The following is a 19,214-nucleotide window of genomic DNA, read 5'->3' as shown; positions in this document are numbered from 1 at the left end:
CTACCCATACCCATTCATACTGACCTGTCGCTTCATTTAGGACACGATCTCTTTCACGTTTTACTTTTGTTCTCATACACTTTTGTTTTAGGCATCCAAAAGTGTCAAGTTTTTTTAGGGTAAGTCAGTTCCTTGATGGCTCTGAGGATGGTATCAGAGCTGCATGTACGAAGGGTAGGATGATACGAGAGATGGCGCATCAGTTGTGACGTTACATCTTCCACGCATGAGCCGCCACAGAAATAAACGCTCATCAGCGAACGGACTATCTCGCTGAACTGATATCCGATGATACTGCTGCATCTCTGACCCAGTGTTGAGTCGATAACGGGTGAAAGCATGGAGTCAAATTTCTCCATGATTGAAAAAATTCCTCCAAAAGGTGTGAGTTTCTCAGATTTTATTTGTACCTTTACCATGCCTTGTTACGATTTTCGCTTGTTTTCTAATTGCAACACTAAGATAGGTGAAAAATCTGACACGGCAAAATCCTGGGCAACTTTTTGTTGCTCAGGAACTTATAAATAAAGTTAAATTATAGTGTTGCGGAATTAAGGTACAATAATATATGATGGCGAAACAACAAGTGAAGTGCCCACATCTGGATTATACAATTTTAGAGATGCCAAACTATACGAAAGACCTCTATTAATCGTATAATATTAAATAACCAATTTAAAATCTTTAACAGCCATACTTTGAATCCATATAACGACATTGAAGCGCAATTTGAAAAACTATTCGACGATAATTATCGCCGTCTGATTTTTCATGCTCTCCGATTTGTAGACAGTCAGGAAGAAGCGGAAGATGTAGTCTCTGACGTATTCTATGAGTTTTGGAAGAAAATAGATTGTCTTGATTTAAACTCGGGTATTACCTCCTATTTATATAGGGCAGTATCAACAAGAGCGCTTAATGTCATTAGGCATAAAAATGTAGCAGCAGTACGGATTGAATTGTTGGAATCAATCAATGAGCGACGTATGGAATTTGTTGCAGAAGAAGACACTCAGAGAGATGTAGAAAGTGTTGAAATCGGACAAAAAATGCGTCAAGCCATTGATGAATTGCCAGATCGTTGCCGCCAAGTTTTTATATTGAGCTATATCAATGGGCTCAAGAGTAAAGATATTGCGGATGTTATGAATATTTCTGTAAGGACTGTGGATGCTCAAATTTATAAAGCACTCCATTTTCTTCGCGATAAATTGAGATATCTGTTGGTTTTGATTGTCATTTTTCTCGACTATTTCAATAAGTGATTTTCAGAACATAGTTGTTTAATAAAATAATGGTACAACGCATGACACAAATTTCTGAGGAATTAATGATGAAATATATTACCAATCAGTGCTCTAATGAGGAACTTCGAATGGTGCAACAATGGATAGACGAATCTGAGGATAATGCCCGGCAGATATTTGAACTAGAACGAATCGCTATGCTTGCTGAGAGTCTTAAAACCGACAAGCATCAGCATGATCGTGTCTGGAATTCTATAAATGAAAGAATCGCAGATGACAAACTACGACAAAGCAGATTGAAACGCATGCGATTTTTCCGTTGGAGTGCTGCTGCTGTTTTTATTGGAATAATACTGGGCGGATTATTCATTTTACGTCAGCCTAAGGTGGAGATGATTGAACTGATGGCAAGTAATGGAACCATGACAATTACATTACCTGACAGCACGAAGGTGTGGCTGAACCGATATGCTTCGATAACATATCCAAAGACATTTGCAGATGACCGTAGGATAGTGTCTATTTCCGGTGAAGTGTATTTCGAGGTTGCTCATGATACATCTCGCCCTTTTACTGTAGATGGCAAATGGCTTAATGTCACAGTTCTTGGAACCAAATTCAACTTCAATAGTTCTGAATATAAAGAAAACACCGTAAGCCTTCTGGAGGGTAAAATTGAGGTGACTCCTGGCAAGAATAAGGACGGAGTGGTTCTTTCTCCTGGCCAAAAGGTTCTGTTTAATCCTCAAAATGGTCGGATGTCAATCTCCCAAGTTAATACTGCCCTTGATGCAGTATGGCATAACAGATTAATTCGTTTCCATAATGCTACGATTGCGGAAATTGCGGCTGATTTAGAAAAATTGTATGGTGTCGAAATTACAATTAGAAATTCAGTTGACAATAGTCGTACATATTCTGGATCTACTGTATACTACTCATCAATAGATTCAACTCTGGAGGCATTGAGTGAAACTATTCCATTTGTCTTTTCATACCATGGTTACGGGATTCTAATCAGTGATAAAAAATAGTTTTTTATGAGGGGGTGTTTCGTTGCATTATTGTTGATTGTATCTGTTTTTCATTGTCATTCTTTGACTTTGAAAGACACGCAAGCATTGATAAATCAAGGACGAAATTATCTTATAGACGGGGCGGAATATACTGATAGCGCTCGGATGTGCTTCTCCAAAGTATTGAATAGTTATCATAGAGGACTGAGTGAAGAGCAGATGTGCCATTGTGCTGTAGCTGCTATAAACCTAAGTAGCTTGTATTTTCATTATGTCGGAGATTACAAATCAGCCTATGAAGCACTGATAAAAGCATCAGAAATTAGCGACAATTTAGATCGGCCGATTATTGCTGCTCAAATAGCCATGAATTTTGCCAATATCTACGCTATTTTTTCACATCAGGTTGAATCTCCTGAATTTGATAAATTGAGTATTGACGAGTATCATAAAGCCTTTCGATTAGCATCAGAAAATGAGTCATGGTTACAAACCATTGTGACTTTCTGTAACTTTACATCTGAAGTACAAAAGCCCGAATACGTACGGCAGTTCACTGATGAGATAAAAAAATTCGGCACATTGCCTATTCCACCCGACAACCCGGATTTCTGTTATGCGAAGATAAGATATAAATCCATTTCAGCTCTCCTTGGCGGAGATACCATTACTGCCATCAACTATCTGAAAACTCAACTTGGCTCCAGTTACGATACGCCAAATAGAGTTATATATACTCACCAGGATCTTCGTTCGATATCATATCTTTATTACCAGACACATCGTCTTGACTCCGCGCTATATTATGCTGGCAAGCTATTGAAGTTCGGTAACAAAGAGCATAATTTGGAAGCTGTCAGCGATGCTTATTGCCTGATGGAACGTATTTATCAACAAAACGGAGATTTCGATGCAGCTCGTATGGTGCATACCAAATTTTTGGTTAGTCAGGATTCCATCCTCAATTTTCAGAGCCTTGGTACGATTGACAATTTAAAATTTATCAATGATCTTGCCGCAGAGCGACAAAAGTCATCAATTCTACTTGCCGAATCAGATCGACAAAAGAAGCTGCGTGAGCTCATAATACTTTTTTCAGGATTATTGTTGGCTATCACGATTCCACTACTTATTGTAATTGCCAATCGGCATCGACGTCTCCAGGCAAGCTACCAGGACCTATATAATCAGAGACAACAAATTATAGAACAAGAAAGTAGAAATCGTAAATTAAGAAAAGAACATTTTGAAGCAGGAACAATAGATGAAAGCGGGGGCGGTCGCAATCCTGACGCATTAATGGTATTGAGTATTCTGGATAAGTCGGATGAGGTATTTGAACCAGATTTTTCACTTCAAACATTATCGGAACTCACACATATTCGTCCTCGGACTCTGTCCATGATATTGAATGAACAGCTTCATACTACATTCCGAGATTTGATTAACCAATATCGTGTCCGTGAAGCTTGTGAAAAATTAAGTGATATTGCTAATTATGGACAATACACTATTGAGGCCATATCGCAAAGTGTAGGTTATAAATCCCGAACCTCATTAATTACGGCCTTCAAAAAGGAAACTGGGTTGACCCCTTCAGAATACCAACGGATAGCTCGCAAAAAAAGTATTTGATCAAATACTCGCATCTTTGTTCAAACTCCAGCTGTTTGCTGGAGTTTCGTTTTTTATAGATGCACAAACGCACGAACTTGAACGACTGTTTGCCTTAATACCTTTGTCGATTGTCACCTGGTGCATAATTTTGCAATTAGAAAAACCTCATTTTTTTCTACGAAAATGAAAGATAATGTAGGTAGTTCTTTTCCCACGTGTGTTATACTGACATAGGCAGTATGAAAATATATTTACCATATAATAAATCTTTAAAAATACTTTAAAATGAACAAGAAAACATTATCCTTTTGGCCGAGAAGCTTAATGACCGGTATCTTACTTGCTATGTCCATGATAGCCAGTGCCGGAATCAATCTTAGAACGAGTGCCGGCACAAAACTAAGTGAGGTGATCAGCGCGATCAAGTCGCAATCTGACTACGAGTTCTTCTATGATGATGCAATGGCATCGCACAAAGTCAAAGCGTTCTCTTTTAAAGATGCCGACCTAAAAGTAGTCCTTGACAAAATACTTGCAGGGACAGGCATCTGTTATTCTATCAAAGATAAAATCATTTATCTTAAACAGAATACCCAGCCTCGTATTGAAGACTCATCAAACTCTCCAGAAAAAAGAACTATTACCGGACAATTACTTGATGAAAACGGAGAGCCGCTGATTGGAGCAAATGTGGTTGTAAAAGGACAGAATACAGGTGTTATTACCGATATTGACGGCAATTACTCTATTGAAGTCTCTGGAGAGAATCCTGAGCTTTGCTTTTCATATATAGGCTACAAGCCTCAGACCGTGAAAGTAGGGGATAAAACACCCCTTGTAATCTCTCTTATACCAGACACAAACATACTCAATGAAGTTGTAGTTACCGCATTAGGTATCAAACGAGACAAAAAGATGCTTGGGTACGCCGTTCAGGATGTTAAGGGCGATGCACTTAACACCACGGGAGATCCATCAGTAGTAGGCGCTCTTGACGGAAAAGTAGCAGGCTTGCAAATGAATACCGCTTCGACCGGATTAGGCGGTTCTACAAAAATCACCATACGAGGCAATTCGTCGTTAACCGATAACAATCAGCCTTTATGGATTGTAGATGGTGTACCTTTTACCGATAACAACAGTTCTGATGCCTCTGCCTATGGAGGTTATGACCGAGGAGGCACATCTTTTGACCTGAACCCAGAAGATATCGAGTCGATATCTGTTCTTAAAGGTCCGAATGCAGCAGCCCTTTACGGCTCACGCGCAGGTAATGGTGTTATCCTTGTCACGACAAAGAGAGGCAGCAGCAAGGCTGGATTTGGAGTAAATTATTCCGGATCATTCACTTGGAGCCAGGCTGCAGGTTCAATCAAAATGCAGAAAATCTATGGTCAAGGATCCAATGGCATAATTCATTATGAAACAGATAGCGAAGGGAATCCACAGAAGATCAATGATACTGGCGCATTCGGTCCTAAGTTTGACGGCTCATTAAAGCCTAACTACCTTGGGGAAATGATTCCTTATGTCTATGACGGAGACAAACTAAAAGATTATTTCCGTACAGGTTTTTCGCAGTTCCATACCGTAGCCTTGAGCAACATGACAGATAAAAGCAATTATCGTCTGTCAGTAGGCTTCAATGATAACAGCGGTCTTTTTGATGGAGAAAAACTGGAAAAATTCAATATCGACTTTTCTGCTGGTGCCACCCTTAACAAATGGCTCAAAAGCGAGGGGAAAGTATCGGTTTCAAACACGAAAGCAGAAAACCGTCCTTACACCGGTCTGTTAGGCGAGGTGGGTCAGTTGCTGATGATTCCCGGAAATGTGCGACTCAGCGACCTTAAGGACTACAGTAATGAGGTGCGTCCCCATGTTAACTGGTATGGTCCCGACATGACATATTCAAATCCATATTTTGTCCGCCATAGACTTCAGAACTCCGATGAGCGTTGGAGAGCATTCGGCTTCTATGGCTTGACGATAACATTCAATGACTGGATGCACTTTCAGGCAAAATACGCATTTGATTACTATCGTACCCGTATCGAAGAAACTGATCTGGGGCTTGCCATCAACGCCATATCCAATGGCACTACAACATGGCAGGAACATATGATTGATGACAGCATGAACCGTTCGGAAATCAATCATTTTGAACAGAACATATCGGCTACTTTCATTGGCGACAAAAGCATCAACGACAACTGGCGCATAGGCTTCACTGCCGGCGGCAACATCATGTACCAAAAATATGAGCTTTTCGGTGCCTCTGTACAGAATATGCTGAGCAAGGATATTTGGATATTTAATACCGGTAATAAACTGACTTCTGCAACAAACGACGGACATAACCGTGCCATGTACTCGGTATTCGCATCAGCTCAGATGGCTTTTAAAGAATTCCTGTCGCTTGATCTCACCGCACGAAACGACTGGTCTTCAACACTTCCTAGTAAGCATAATTCATTCTTCTATCCTTCAGTCAACCTTGGCTTTGTTATCTCTGATTTTGCACGTAGCGTCGGCAGCGGTCTGCCTGCCTGGATTACTTTTGCCAAAGTACGCCTGTCCGCAGCTCAGGTAGGTAAGGATCCGGATCCCTACAACCTCTATAATGTGCGCATGTTTGAGTATCAGATGGGCAATCGCAAGCCAATCCCCAATACGATTAAGATGAACTCTGACTTAAAACCAGAGATAAAGACTTCTTATGAGGTCGGTCTGGATATGAAATTCTTTGGTAACAGACTCGGATTTGACTTTACCTATTACAACTCTAATACAAAGAACCAAGCTATGCTTGTTGATGCATCTGCTCCATGGACTCAGCAGTGGGTCAATGCAGGTCGAATCACAAATAAAGGTGTTGAGTTAATGGTCTATGGTACTCTCGCTCAAACAAAAGACTTAACATTTAATCTTAGTGTCAATTTTGCACACAACAAATCGATTGTAGATGAATTGGCTGATGGAGTAAATCGTATCTACTTCAACGGTGATCCGAATATGCCAGTTAAGGTTGGCGCAGTGTCTGGTGGCAAACTTGGCGATATCTACGCTAACAACCTGATGAAACGAGATGCAAATGGTAATATTATTATCGGTGCTAACGGACTCCCGATGACAGAGACCGGAAACGGTAATCTTGAGCAGTATCTCCTCGACCATCCTATTGGCAACATTCAGCCGGATCTTCTGATGTCAGTAACGCCTTCTTTCAGATGGAAAAATCTTACATTCTCTGGTATGCTTGATATGAAGTTCGGTGGAGATATCGTAAGTGTTTCAGAAGGTATGGCAACAAAAATCGGCACTTCCGAACGCACAGCTTATCGCGGAGAATTCAAGGAAATCAATGGTGTCAGCGATTACTACATGGTAGTACCCGGTGTAAAAGGAGATGGCAGTATTAATGATATTCCTGTTTCAGCACAGCGTTACTACTCTACCATCGGTCTGTATAAGAGTGAAAGCGGTTATGCCGAAGAATTCGTTCATGATGCTTCCTATATAAAGCTTAAAGAACTTTCTGTAGGCTATAACTTCCCCAAAAAATGGTTAAGCAAAACCCCTTTAACAAACCTTCGTGCAAGCTTCGTGGCTCGTAACCTTTGCTACCTCATGAAACATTGTCCTGGTAATCCTGAAGGAGGATACGATACTTCCATGTTCTCTCAAGCTCTTGATTTCCTGGCAGTGCCATATACCCGCACTTATGGTTTTAGTGTGAATGTTGAGTTCTGATCAAATATTCTTAAAAATATTGAAACATAATATGAAATCAAATCAATTCTTGGTTTTGGCCATGACATCTATCCTGCTCATTGGTGGCATGTCATCATGCTATAACCTTACAGATATGGGCGAAGATCCTTACGCCCTACCTAACAATAATACAGAAGATGGAGGCGACGAACCGATAAATCCGATCGGAGAATACGGAGATATTGATATCTCCTATAATGTTACTGACCCAGAAGCTCTGGCGCAGATAAAAGACGACCTTGCCGCGGCTCCTGCGACATTCCGTAATTTCCTTTATGAAGGATACTACAACGATTATCAGATTACAACTAATCTGACCCATGATATCTATGCAGGATACACTGGCAATAATAAATCAAATTTTGTCGGTTCTGCTCCCGACTATAACTATGCCGACGGATGGAGCTCTTCTCGCTGGCGTCACTTCTATGTTGATCGTTGCAAGGAATATGCTTCGTTGCTCCGTGCCTTTAAGTTCAGCCCCAACCCGGAAAGATACATTAACCAGTATTTCATCACACGTATCTATTTCGCATTTCTTGCGCTCGCAAATACAGATACGTATGGCGACATGCCGTTCAAGATTTACGCATCAGTTCAGACTCCTGAGACCAATAATGTGCCTTACGACACCCAGGCTGATGTTTATGATGGCATGTTCCGCATGCTTAGACAAGCCGTTGACGCAATAGATCCTGATGACGCTTCGCAGTATGTCATTGATACTGAAGATATTTGTTATCATGGAGATGCTAAAAAATGGTTGCGCTTCGCAAATACTCTTCGTCTGCGACTGGCTTGTCGTATTTCGAACATCGACCCGGAAAGAGCCCAGCAGGAAGCTCAAGATGCCTTGTCCAATAAATGGGGCCTGATGGAAAGTAATGATGATAACATGAAAACGGTTCCCCGTTACGCTCCTGTTGAAGCTGGAGGTATCAATGACGGCGGCCAAGAAAATGTATTGGCTATGTGTTCTGTCATGTACAACGGAGATTGTGTTATGGGTTGGGATCTTGAAAACTATTATCGAACTCTTTCAACTGGAGGCGCTACTTATATCATTAAGACGGGAAGAAGCGGACAAACAGAGAAAATAATAGACCCTCGCTGTCTTATATGTTGGTATCGTACAGGTATGACAGCCAGTACACTTGCTGCCGGAGAAGAAAGCCTTCGAGAAGATTTCAAGGGTTGTCCAAAAGGATATGCAGAAGTTACGATGTTGGCTCCTAACAAGTTCTCTCTTACTCGTACAGCTAAAGATCCCGCAAAATCTAAATATCACGATCCGAAATCATGGTTCAATTGTGCGGAGCCTACCGTATGGCTTGGTTATGCCGAAAGTCTTTTCCTCCGTGCAGAAGCTGCTCTTCGTGGTTGGGGATCTGGCAACCCTGAAGATCTTTACCGTCAGGGAGTGCAGGCTTCGATGGATTATTACGAGATTTCTGCAGCTGAAGCTCAAAGCTACATCAATGGACTGGTAGCTCTTAATGACGGAACATTCGGTTCTGGAGACAAAGAGAAAATTCTCGAAGCAATTATCACTCAGAAGTGGATGGCAGTTTTCCCGAATGGCAATGAAGGCTGGGCTGAGTTCCGTCGCACGGATTATCCCAAACTTATGCTTCCGCTGAATAACGCTTCTGGTGGCGATGTCCCTGAAGGACACTTCATCAAGCGTCTGCTTTATCCTAATTCAGAGAACTCAAATAAGGCGTTTACAGAAAGTGACATGCCTGCAAAGAACTCACAGGGCCGACGCCTCTGGTGGGATGTGTCGGACGATGTACCTTCAAACTTTGGTAACAGCGGTGCACTCCTCCGCATTCGTAGATAAAACACAAAAAACTTGCCGGCAAAAACAAAAAGTGCCGGCAAGTTATACCTGTTTATAACAATCAATATCATACCAATTTAATATTTTAAAATAATTAAAGAAATGAAAATCAGAAAGCAAATTCTGGCCTTGGCAATCATGTTGTCGGCCATAATGACTGCCAGAGCTCAACAACCGTATGGCGGTTGTTGGTTTCCCGATGAAGTAATCAACTGGTCCGCTTCTACAGATGCGGATGCAAAATTCAACCGTTCTCGCATTCCCTTGCAAACCCGTATTGACAACAATGCCGGTCGTGGGCAAGTGGAAACAGCCACCATCACCAACAAGATGTGCTCGATGACTCCATCGCAGGGAGGCAATAACTTCCTGGCATATCAGCCAACTTATTGGCAGTACATGGAGAAATTCATAAACTGGGGCGGCGCAGGTAATGAAGGTATATTCGTATTGCCGCCAGCCGGTACGATAGATGCCGCTCACTTAAACGGTGTCAAAATCCTCGGTACACTGTTCTTCATGCCTCGCACAATCGGTGGCCGTGACGGCTGGATTGAAGCTATGCTTACCAAAGATGAAAACGGCAAATATCCCTATGCAGTCAAAATGTATGAGATTGCCAGATACTTCGGTTTCGACGGCTGGTTCATTAACAAGGAACTTGATAATGGCAAACGCGTCAACGAATGGTCTGATTTCATCAAGTGTTTCAGCGAAACTGCAGATGCTGCCGGAGACACTTACATGGAAATCCAATGGTACGATGCGAGCGGGAATCCGACAATAGATATTCTCAAATCACACCGCAACACATCTCAGTTCCTTGAATACAACAGTACCGGTGATAAGAGCAGCTATGCTTCCCAACTTGGTTGTACAGCCGAGGACATCTACCATCGCCTGTATGCCGGCATTGAATGTGCACAGGCCGGTTTATACGGATTTTCCGTTCCTTCTGCCGGTTCGATATGCCTGTTCACCCCCGAACAGCATACTTATAAGGTGCTGACTGATGATCTATGGAGTGATCCGACAAATATTGTCGGCCAAAAGGCCTATGATATTCAGGCCGAAGTGTTCGAGCGTGAATATAACACATGGGCTGGCGGATCCTCGTTCAGTGGCATCAGTTCAAAAGTGTCTGCAATGTCAACGATTTCCTCCATGCCGTTCACTTCATCATTTTCTGTCGGCCTTGGTAAGCATCGTTTTGTAAAAGGCGAAAAAATGAACACTCAGGATTGGAATGCCACTTCAGTTCAGAGTATCCTTCCCCACTGGCGCTCCAATGTCGACGGTATGACATTTGCCTATGATTATGATGACGCATATAATCATGGCAACTGTGTTAAGTTAACCGGCACACTCTCTGCCGGAAACCATACCTGGCGTCTATTCAAATCCAAGATTGCCGTCAGCAACGGTGGCGTCATTCGTCTGGTGTATAAAACAAATGGGGTAGCTCCATCTGTAAAAGTTTCCGACACAACACTCTCCGAGGCTAAGACATCCACTAACAATGGATGGACTGTCGCCGAGTATGACCTTGCCTCACTTAACGGTCAGACGATTTCCGAAATAGATCTCCTCATAAACGCTACCGCTGATAACAGCAACTATGAGCTTAAACTTGGCGAGCTTTCCGTTCTTCCGGCCAATTATAATCCTGCAGTATTGCCGGTCAAGGATATTGAGTTCAAAGGTAATCTCAATGATAAGGACGGCGATCTTCGTCTGAGCTGGAGTTATGACTATAACACGGATTTTGATCATTTTGATATCTTCGTGACAAACGCCAAAGGACGTAAGCTGGTAGGTCAGACTCGTGGCGAAGGCTTTTATGTACCGCGCTTCAGCCGCGAAGGGAATGAAAAATCCATTAAAGTGGAACTTGTGACAGTGATGAAGGATGGCAGTACCCAAGTCGCAAAATCTCAGGATATGGATTTCCATATCGCTGCGGCTCCTGTAATCTCAGTCACTCCAATGAAGAGTTATGCCAAGGTCGGTGAGGTTATTACACTCACAGCATCCGGTTCTGACAATCCGACAACCTATGCCTGGACCTTGCCTTCCTCTGTAAAACTGGTCAAAGGCGATTTGGCCGATGCGTCGATTCAGGTAGAAGCACTCGCAGAAGGACGTCAGAATATTACAGTAGAAGTAGGTAACTCATATGGAACCTCAACATTTAACGATATTGCTTTTGATGTATTCTCTGATGTAGCTTACAAAGAAGTTTACAATGCGGCAATCGGTAAAAACATCAGCTGTGGCCGCGCAGTGACCGGAAAAGCCGATTATCTTATTGATGGAGATTCAAAACCCTCGAATAAAGACTTCTGCTGGAGCGACATATCCACAAATCCCTATGTAATTGTCGACCTCAAGACGCCACATACTGTATACGACTTCGCAGTTTACGACAATCATTCTCTCATTAAGGGTGGCGAAGACAACATCGCCAACTATCGGATTCTTGTCAGCGACAATGGCTCTGAATGGAAAGAAATAGTTAATGCAACTAATGTCTCGGATGAGAATATCCATCGCGCTTATATTGTTCCCACCGTTGCCCGTTATGTGAAACTCCAGCCTTATTCCGACAAACGTTTCACCTGTCGTTTATATGAATTTGAAATCACTGCCCGTGATAATTCACGTATAACCATTGAAGCTCCTCATACAATCAACCTTGAACCCAAAGAAACTCAGACCATCACAGTCGCCTACAATATGAACGGGGAAGAGGTTGCTGATAATTTTGGGCTTTCGCTGTCGTCTGAAAGTTCTTATATCACATTCACAGAACCTAAGAACGATGGCAACGGTCACTTCACATTTGATGTGACTGCTGCTAAGAAGATTGGCAAAGCCGAGTTGACTGTAGCACTTCAAAATGGCGAAGCAAAACGCCAGACATTCATTGACTTCATTCTTGACAGTAAAGATGTCGCCAATTCCTTAAATGGAACTGAGGCAGAAATGAGAAAATTCAATGAAGACTATGTTGCCGGAGCCACATATGATTCTCAAAAAACCGGAAATCTTACTGACGGAGATACAACAACCGAAGGATTGACCGAAGAGATGTATGAGGACCCATGTATTTCGCGCAATGATTTATGGGCCGTATTCACCAATCCCGGTCGTTTCTCACTCGGTAAAGTCAAAGTCTTCATCCCAGCCGGTAACAAGGGAGTCAACTCGAACGATAAAGAAGGTTATGTCAATAATGCAATAAGCATCCGCACAAGTAACGACGGTCTGAATTGGAACATCGTGGAGAGTTTTGATAATCTCAAGGATGTATCTGAATTGACCTGCTACCTGCCCGAAGCTGATCCGTTTACATATCTTGCAGTAGTGTGTGATGTCAACACCTACTTCTACCCGTCGCTCGCAGAAGTCGAGGCTTATGCCCAGCTTGAGGCCGACGGACCCAAAGTAGTGCCTGTAGCTATCGCAAAAGGCTTTACCTACGACATAGTTGCCGAAGAGAGACCCGTTGAAGACCATGCGGATCTGGAATTTGAATGGGGTTGCTTCTACACTTCTAATGTTAACAACGATTATGCAATCTCATCGCCCGACAGCCGTATCATCGTAACCAAGAATGGCACAACCTTCGAACTCGCTGATTATACTCAGAAAAACGCTCTCGCTGTTGAGAGCAAGAACACTGACTATACTCTCGAATTTGCCGAGCCTATTCCTGCCGAAGAGATTTACGTTCTTTGCAACTGCACATCTGAACGTGAAATCACAGCAACCATCAAATATGAAGATGGCTCTGAATCTGAAGGCTTTGCAATCAATGTGCCTCGTGCTGACTACAGCACCTACAATATTAACGATTTTGCTGTAACAGACCTTAAAGTATTGGAAGGCGAAACATCGTTCGGCAGTTATAAATATGGTATGAATGAGGTCGCTATTAAGTCAAATCCCGAAAAGAATGCCGTAGCCGTGAATTTCCGCGCATCGAAGAATCCTAAATTCTGGGTATTCGGTATCTCTGCTCTTGCCGATTTGAACGGTTCGAAGATTCGTCTTACACCTTCGGTTAACACTCTTAAAGTAGCTCCCGAATCAACCGAGAACCTTGTCGTAACATACAACATGAACGGCGAAACACGCGAAGCCAACTTCAGCGCTGACGCAGACTTCACAGGCAACGGTGTAATCCTTGGTGATATTACGGAAGATGAAACCGCATGCACATTCACAGTGCCTGTGACTGCTCTTTCCGACAAGGGTAATGGCGAGATTACATTTACTGTTACCAATGGCGAGCTTGCAAAAGTTTGCAAAGTGAAGGTGTCTGTGGAAAAACCGTCTGAATTTACCGGTTGGAAACATGACGTAATTGCAGAGTCCACTCCTTCGAATGAATTTATCACCAAATATCTTGATAAAGAGGGTTGGGTTCTCTATTCCTCAGCGGTTAAAGAAGAGGGTTCAGTTGCCGGTGACGATCGCACAATTGTAACCTCTAATGGAACTGTATTTACACTTGAACCTTACGATGCTCCCAATGCACTTCGTCTTGACGCAAACGATGATCCGGCGGAGCTTACTGCAGTTAAACCCAGCTTCTGTGAACAACTCCACATCCTTGCAATCTCAGCTAACGGCGATTGTGATGTAGAAGTTACAGTTGGATATGAAGACGGTAGCACCGACGAGCCTCAGACTATTACAATTCAGGACTGGTACGGGGATGCTACAGGTACCGCACTCCACGGTTTCGACCGTATCTTTGCGAACAACGACAGCTGGGAAAATGATGTAGATGATTTCGACGGTCGAAACAATTTCCGTCTTTTCGAATTCACTGTTAATCTGGATGCTAATAAGAAATTCCAGAAAGTAAGCTTCCAGCATAGCAAAAACCGTACATATCCTACAATTCTTGCTCTTGCCAAAGCAGAGATAACAACCGGAATAGACTCCATTAAATCTGAAGGAGACAAGACCATCGAGGCTGTTTACAATATCCAGGGCTTTGAAGTCAAGAATCCTACATCAGGTCTGTACATTGTCCGTTATTCCGACGGCAGCACACGAAAGGTCATTATCAAATGATTTTCATGAGATAAGCACTATTTATAAGTAAAAAGGAGCCGGTGTCCAACCTTTAAGGACATCGGTTCTTTTTTTAAAATATGCGTAAGTAGTTATTTCGCTATGCGTGTTTCTCTAAATATCAAAAAGATCCTAATACATTATTAACTATTATTATTTCATTTATGAAAGTCAAACTTTACATTATTTCGGCTTTGCTGGCGGTAGTCACAAGCCTGAATCTGAACGCACAACAGCCTTATGGTGGTTGCTGGCATCCACGCGATATCAAGAGTTGGTCGCCGGAGAATGACCCTGTAGCAAAATTCAATCGTTCACGTGTGCCTCTTGCAAAGCGTTTTCAAGAACCTGAGCTGATGAAGGCTAATAATTCTCAGCACTACGAGGGTCAGATCTGCAACGCTACAATCCTTTTCAACATGTGTTCACTCAGCCCCTCGCAGGGAGCTGACAATTTCATTGGCTATCAGCCTACCTACTGGCAATATATGGACAAACTCGTCTATTGGGCCGGTTCTGCATCGGAAGGTATTATCATTCCTCCCCCAGCAGGCTCTATTGATGCTGCACATCAGGCAGGTGTGAAAATACTGGGTCAGATTTTCTTCCCGCCAAAAGATTTCGGAGGAGACCCCGAATGGGTACAGGAAATCGTAGTCAAAGAGGATGGCAAATATCCATACGCCAAGAAACTTTATGAAATTGCCAAATACCTCGGTTTCGACGGTTGGTTCATCAACAATGAAACAAGTGGTTCAGGCGTCAAAAGCGCTACATGGGCTGAATTTATCAAGGAATTCAACTCGTATGCCGATGCTGCCGGCGACACTCAGATGGAGATGATGTACTATAATGCCCTCGGTGTTATCGATGCCACCATCCTTAAGTCGCATAAGAACACCTCGATGTTCCTTGAATACTATTCGGAAGGAGACCACAGATCTCTTGCCAAGGATATAAATTGCACAGAGGCTGAAACCTTCGGTAAAATTTATGCCGGTGTGCAATGTGTACGTTCCGGTCTGACAGGCTATCAGAGTTCTCTCGACAAAGCATTCCCCGCATCGGGTCATGTAGGCTCGCTCGCACTCTTCTGCCCGGAAGAGCGCTCTTGGAAAGACAACGTTCGCAATCTTCTCGGAACACCCGATGACAACGGTGAAAAAGCTTATGCAGCCATCAAACAGACATTCGAAAATGAAGAGCAAGCTTGGGTAAACACTGCCGGCGACCCCTCTACAGGCGGTAACATCAGCTGGACCGGCATTTCAGGTGCTGTCCTTGAACGCTCGGCAATTACTTCCATGCCTTTCGTCAGCAATATGTGTGTTGGTGTTGGCAAGCATCGCTTTGTCAATGGCGAGAAACAGGGAACGCAGGACTGGTATCACAGCGGTGTTCAGAGTGTGCTTCCCACATGGCGCTGGTGGATTGAAAACCGCGGCAACCTCAAAGTCTCTATTGACTGGGACGACGCCTACAATCATGGTTCATCGTTCAAGATTTCCGGCAATCTCAGTGGCAAAGCCCTTATGCGTCTTTACAAGACAATGATTCCCGTTGAGAACGGCGGTATCATACGCGTCGTGTTCAAAGGTGCCGAGGCCCCCGAGCTTATGCTCTCTACCGCATCTTCAGTCACTCCCGACGTTACTCTTTCAGCAGCCAACACCTCTAAGAAAAACGGATGGACTGTAGCCGAATATGACCTTTCATCGTTAAAGGGCAAAACAATATATATGGTGGCTCTGAATCTCATCGGTTCAGGTTCATTCAATATGAATCTCGGTCAGCTGGCAATCCTTCCCGGTTCATACGCCCCCGCTACTGTCGCAGTAGAGAACCTGCAGCTTTCACATCGCCTTGATGAAAACGGCGGCGATATCCGCGTGACATGGGATTTCAACTGGAACGATGATTTTGACCATTTCGACATTTATATCACAACGGCTTCAGGTCGTAAATTAATTGGACAGACACGCGATGAAGCTTTCTATATTCCTGCGCTGACACGCGAAAGCAGCGAGGATGCAGTGAAGGTTGAAGTTGTTCCTGTGACCAAGGATATGGCACAGCAGACTCCCGTGAGCGCATCAGCCGAATATCCCAAACCCGGAGCTCCGATCGTAAGCCTTAAGCTCAGCAATAGCTGTGTGAAAGTTGGTGAGACTGTCACGATTACAGCCACTGGAACCGGATCTCCCACAGCTTGGAACTGGATCCTTCCCGAAACACTTGAACTTGTTGAGGGCAAGCTTACCGATAATGTCATTACAGTCAAAGCCCTCGCCGAAGGCACTCAGAAGGTTACCGTTGAATCGACCAATTCACTCGGTACGTCATCTACCGCTTTCGACGCGATTGATGTGGTTAGCAACAATGACTACAGCAGTCTGCACAACATCGTTCTCCATAAAAAAATCTATAGCTACAGCGGTTGTACCAATTCAAAGGAAACCCCTGAAAATCTTATTGACGGTATAACCAACCCGAGCAACACTTCTCAGAAGTGGTGTAATGTATCGCCCGACAACTGGGTGATAATCGACTGCCAGAGCCTGTATCGTATCTATGGCTTTAAGATCTACGACTGTAAGTCAGGTCCTGAGAACAATGAGAACATCCGCAACTATACTATTGAAGTTTCAGCGGATTGTAAGAACTGGACAAAGGTTGTGGACGAAAAGGACAAGAGTTCCGTAAACATCAAGGAAGATTATATTGTTCCCACAATGGGACGTTATATACGCTTCTCTCCTTCAGTAAGCGGTACGCTGCGTGTTTGGGAATTCGAGGCTTACGGTATCGACAACGTAAAGATGACTATCGATGTCAATTCCACCGAGCTCAAAGTCAATTCTGGCGACACAAAATATATCGAAGTAAATTACAGCCTCAACGGTGACGACCGTAATCCCTCTTTCGCCTGCAATGCCATTGGCGGCGACAATGTGGAAATCGGTGACATTACCGAGGATATGCAGGCTCATAAGTTTGTAATTCCCGTTACCGGCGGCGAACTCATGGGAGAATCCGATATTCTTATCACTGTTTCCAACGGTGCAGCCTACAAGGAAGCCGAAGTAAAAGTGTATATCGACAATGAAAGCCGTCCTAACATCCTTGCAGGACTTGACGCAAAATTGCGCCACTACAAGGAAGACTATTCCTCTACTGCTGCTTTCGATGAGACGACCGTGTCGACTCTTACCGACGGAAATACAGAGAAAGAAGCCTGCGAAAGCATAGAAAACCCGTCAAGCCACACTGATGACTTCTGGGCTATATTCGAAGCTCCCGAAATATGGCACCTTTCAAAAATCAAAGTATATATCCCCGAGAATAACCGTGGCGAAAATGACAACGGTAACGAGGGTAATATAAACAATACCATTTCTATTGCTGTTGGCAAGTCGCTGGATAAGATGACTCGTGTTAAAACGTTCGAAAACCTCAGCGATATTAGCGAACTCGAATTCATCTTCCCCGAGTATCGGGATGCCAAATATCTGGCTATAATTTGCAACCTCAATCCTTTCTTCTATCCCTCTCTTGCCGAAGTCGAGGCCTATGAGCAGGTTGAGAGTGCAGTACCTGTATGCGTTCCTCTTGAAGTTACAGGCTGGACTGACGATGTTATTGCCGAGGGTCTCCCCTCAAAGTCTTATGTAACCGGTCAGGTCGACAGTGATAATTACTGGAGTCTCTACACTCCCGCAGTGCAGGAAAAAGGCGCGATTGCCGGTGACGACCGCATGGTTCATTCAGTGAGTGGTCTGAAATACCAACTCCAGCCCTACGATCAGAAGAACTCCGTCACCCTCCGTGAGCGTTACGATGAGGCCATATTGACATTAAAGACTCCCGTACTTTGCCAGAAATTCCACTTGCTGGCATTCTCAGGCGACGATTTTCAGGCGGCTATCAATGTAACGCCCATCTTTGAAGATGATAGTGAAGGCGACGAAAAATACTACAGCTTGAGCAGATGGGATAGAGATGACGATTATGCTATCGGCAAAACTTTCGGCGTGGTATTCAGCGGAAAAACAGACCGTTATCAGACAACTGAAGACGAAATTGATGATAATGATCACTTCCTTAGAGAGAAAACTTATTCTTTCGATGTGAATAACACCAAGAAACTGAAAGCAATTAAAATCGAATCTGACAAGTGGTATGTTGCCAATATTCTGGCAGTTTCCGGAACCGGTCTTCCTTCTGAAATGTCGGGTATAGATGAAATAATCATTACTCCTGAAGAAGATGATGCTATTCCTGTAGCATACTACAATATCCAAGGTATCGAAGTAAAGAATCCGTCATCAGGTTTTTACATCGTACGCTACTCTAACGGTACAACTAAGAAAATTGTGATTAAATAATGTTAGGTAAGAATAGGTAAAAAAGATTGTTTCAGCGCGATTAAGTGCGCTAATAGTTCAAAGATGCGGGAATGGTGCCTGGTATTCACCATTCCCGTTTTATTAATCGCACACCATAATTAGATATAGAATAACATTCATTAAGAATACGATATATTGGGATTATAAGTATATAGCATTTCTTGTATACATTTGATTTAGATGGTGTTGATATAGATATCACGTGATAAATTTTAACAAATAA

General features: G+C 43.2%; 7 protein-coding genes and 1 pseudogene. 7 read left to right on the top strand and 1 reads right to left on the bottom strand.

All coding sequences use genetic code 11. The features are described 5' to 3' along the window. Positions 1–122: 122 nt before the first annotated feature. Positions 123–419, bottom strand: a pseudogene (locus CIK94_RS13445) (IS1380 family transposase); the annotation flags it as partial. Positions 420–698: 279 nt separating this feature from the next. Here CIK94_RS13445 and CIK94_RS13440 point away from each other — a divergent pair. The 7 genes from CIK94_RS13440 (at position 699) to CIK94_RS13410 (ending at position 18,970) form a co-directional block, all read left to right on the top strand. Further along, positions 699–1,265 carry an RNA polymerase sigma-70 factor gene (locus CIK94_RS13440; protein ID WP_158216587.1) on the top strand — a complete coding sequence of 189 codons (567 nt, stop codon included), beginning with the start codon at positions 699–701 and terminating at the stop codon, positions 1,263–1,265. A 29-nt stretch (positions 1,266–1,294) separates the two neighbouring features. Further along, on the top strand, positions 1,295–2,281 hold the full coding sequence (locus CIK94_RS13435; protein WP_094423334.1) for a FecR domain-containing protein: 987 nt from the start codon (positions 1,295–1,297) through the stop codon (positions 2,279–2,281). A gap of 69 nt (positions 2,282–2,350) precedes the next feature. Continuing rightward, complete coding sequence (locus CIK94_RS13430; RefSeq protein WP_158216586.1) at positions 2,351–3,898, top strand: AraC family transcriptional regulator; 1,548 nt, start codon at positions 2,351–2,353, stop codon at positions 3,896–3,898. Positions 3,899–4,165: 267 nt separating this feature from the next. Further along, the gene (locus CIK94_RS13425; protein WP_094423332.1) at positions 4,166–7,633 is read left to right on the top strand and encodes a SusC/RagA family TonB-linked outer membrane protein; all 3,468 of its coding nucleotides are present in this window, start codon (positions 4,166–4,168) and stop codon (positions 7,631–7,633) included. A 31-nt stretch (positions 7,634–7,664) separates the two neighbouring features. Beyond that, positions 7,665–9,497 carry a SusD/RagB family nutrient-binding outer membrane lipoprotein gene (locus CIK94_RS13420; protein WP_094423336.1) on the top strand — a complete coding sequence of 611 codons (1,833 nt, stop codon included), beginning with the start codon at positions 7,665–7,667 and terminating at the stop codon, positions 9,495–9,497. A gap of 102 nt (positions 9,498–9,599) precedes the next feature. Next, positions 9,600–14,585 carry a discoidin domain-containing protein gene (locus CIK94_RS13415; RefSeq protein WP_094423331.1) on the top strand — a complete coding sequence of 1,662 codons (4,986 nt, stop codon included), beginning with the start codon at positions 9,600–9,602 and terminating at the stop codon, positions 14,583–14,585. Positions 14,586–14,749: 164 nt separating this feature from the next. Beyond that, positions 14,750–18,970, top strand: a complete 4,221-nt coding sequence (locus tag CIK94_RS13410) for a discoidin domain-containing protein (protein WP_094423330.1) — start codon at positions 14,750–14,752, stop codon at positions 18,968–18,970. Positions 18,971–19,214: the final 244 nt, after the last annotated feature.

This window comes from Prevotella sp. P4-51, assembly GCF_002251455.1.
Lineage (GTDB): Bacteria > Bacteroidota > Bacteroidia > Bacteroidales > Bacteroidaceae > Prevotella.
The sequence above is the reverse complement of the archived record's forward strand: the minus strand, read 5'-3'. Positions and strand labels throughout refer to the sequence as shown.

Coding starts and splice junctions, on each gene's coding strand:
- CIK94_RS13420 (WP_094423336.1), top strand. CDS start 7,665: ATGAAATCAAATCAATTCTTGGTTTTGGCCATGACATCTATCCTGCTC.
- CIK94_RS13410 (WP_094423330.1), top strand. CDS start 14,750: ATGAAAGTCAAACTTTACATTATTTCGGCTTTGCTGGCGGTAGTCACA.
- CIK94_RS13435 (WP_094423334.1), top strand. CDS start 1,295: ATGGTACAACGCATGACACAAATTTCTGAGGAATTAATGATGAAATAT.
- CIK94_RS13415 (WP_094423331.1), top strand. CDS start 9,600: ATGAAAATCAGAAAGCAAATTCTGGCCTTGGCAATCATGTTGTCGGCC.
- CIK94_RS13425 (WP_094423332.1), top strand. CDS start 4,166: ATGAACAAGAAAACATTATCCTTTTGGCCGAGAAGCTTAATGACCGGT.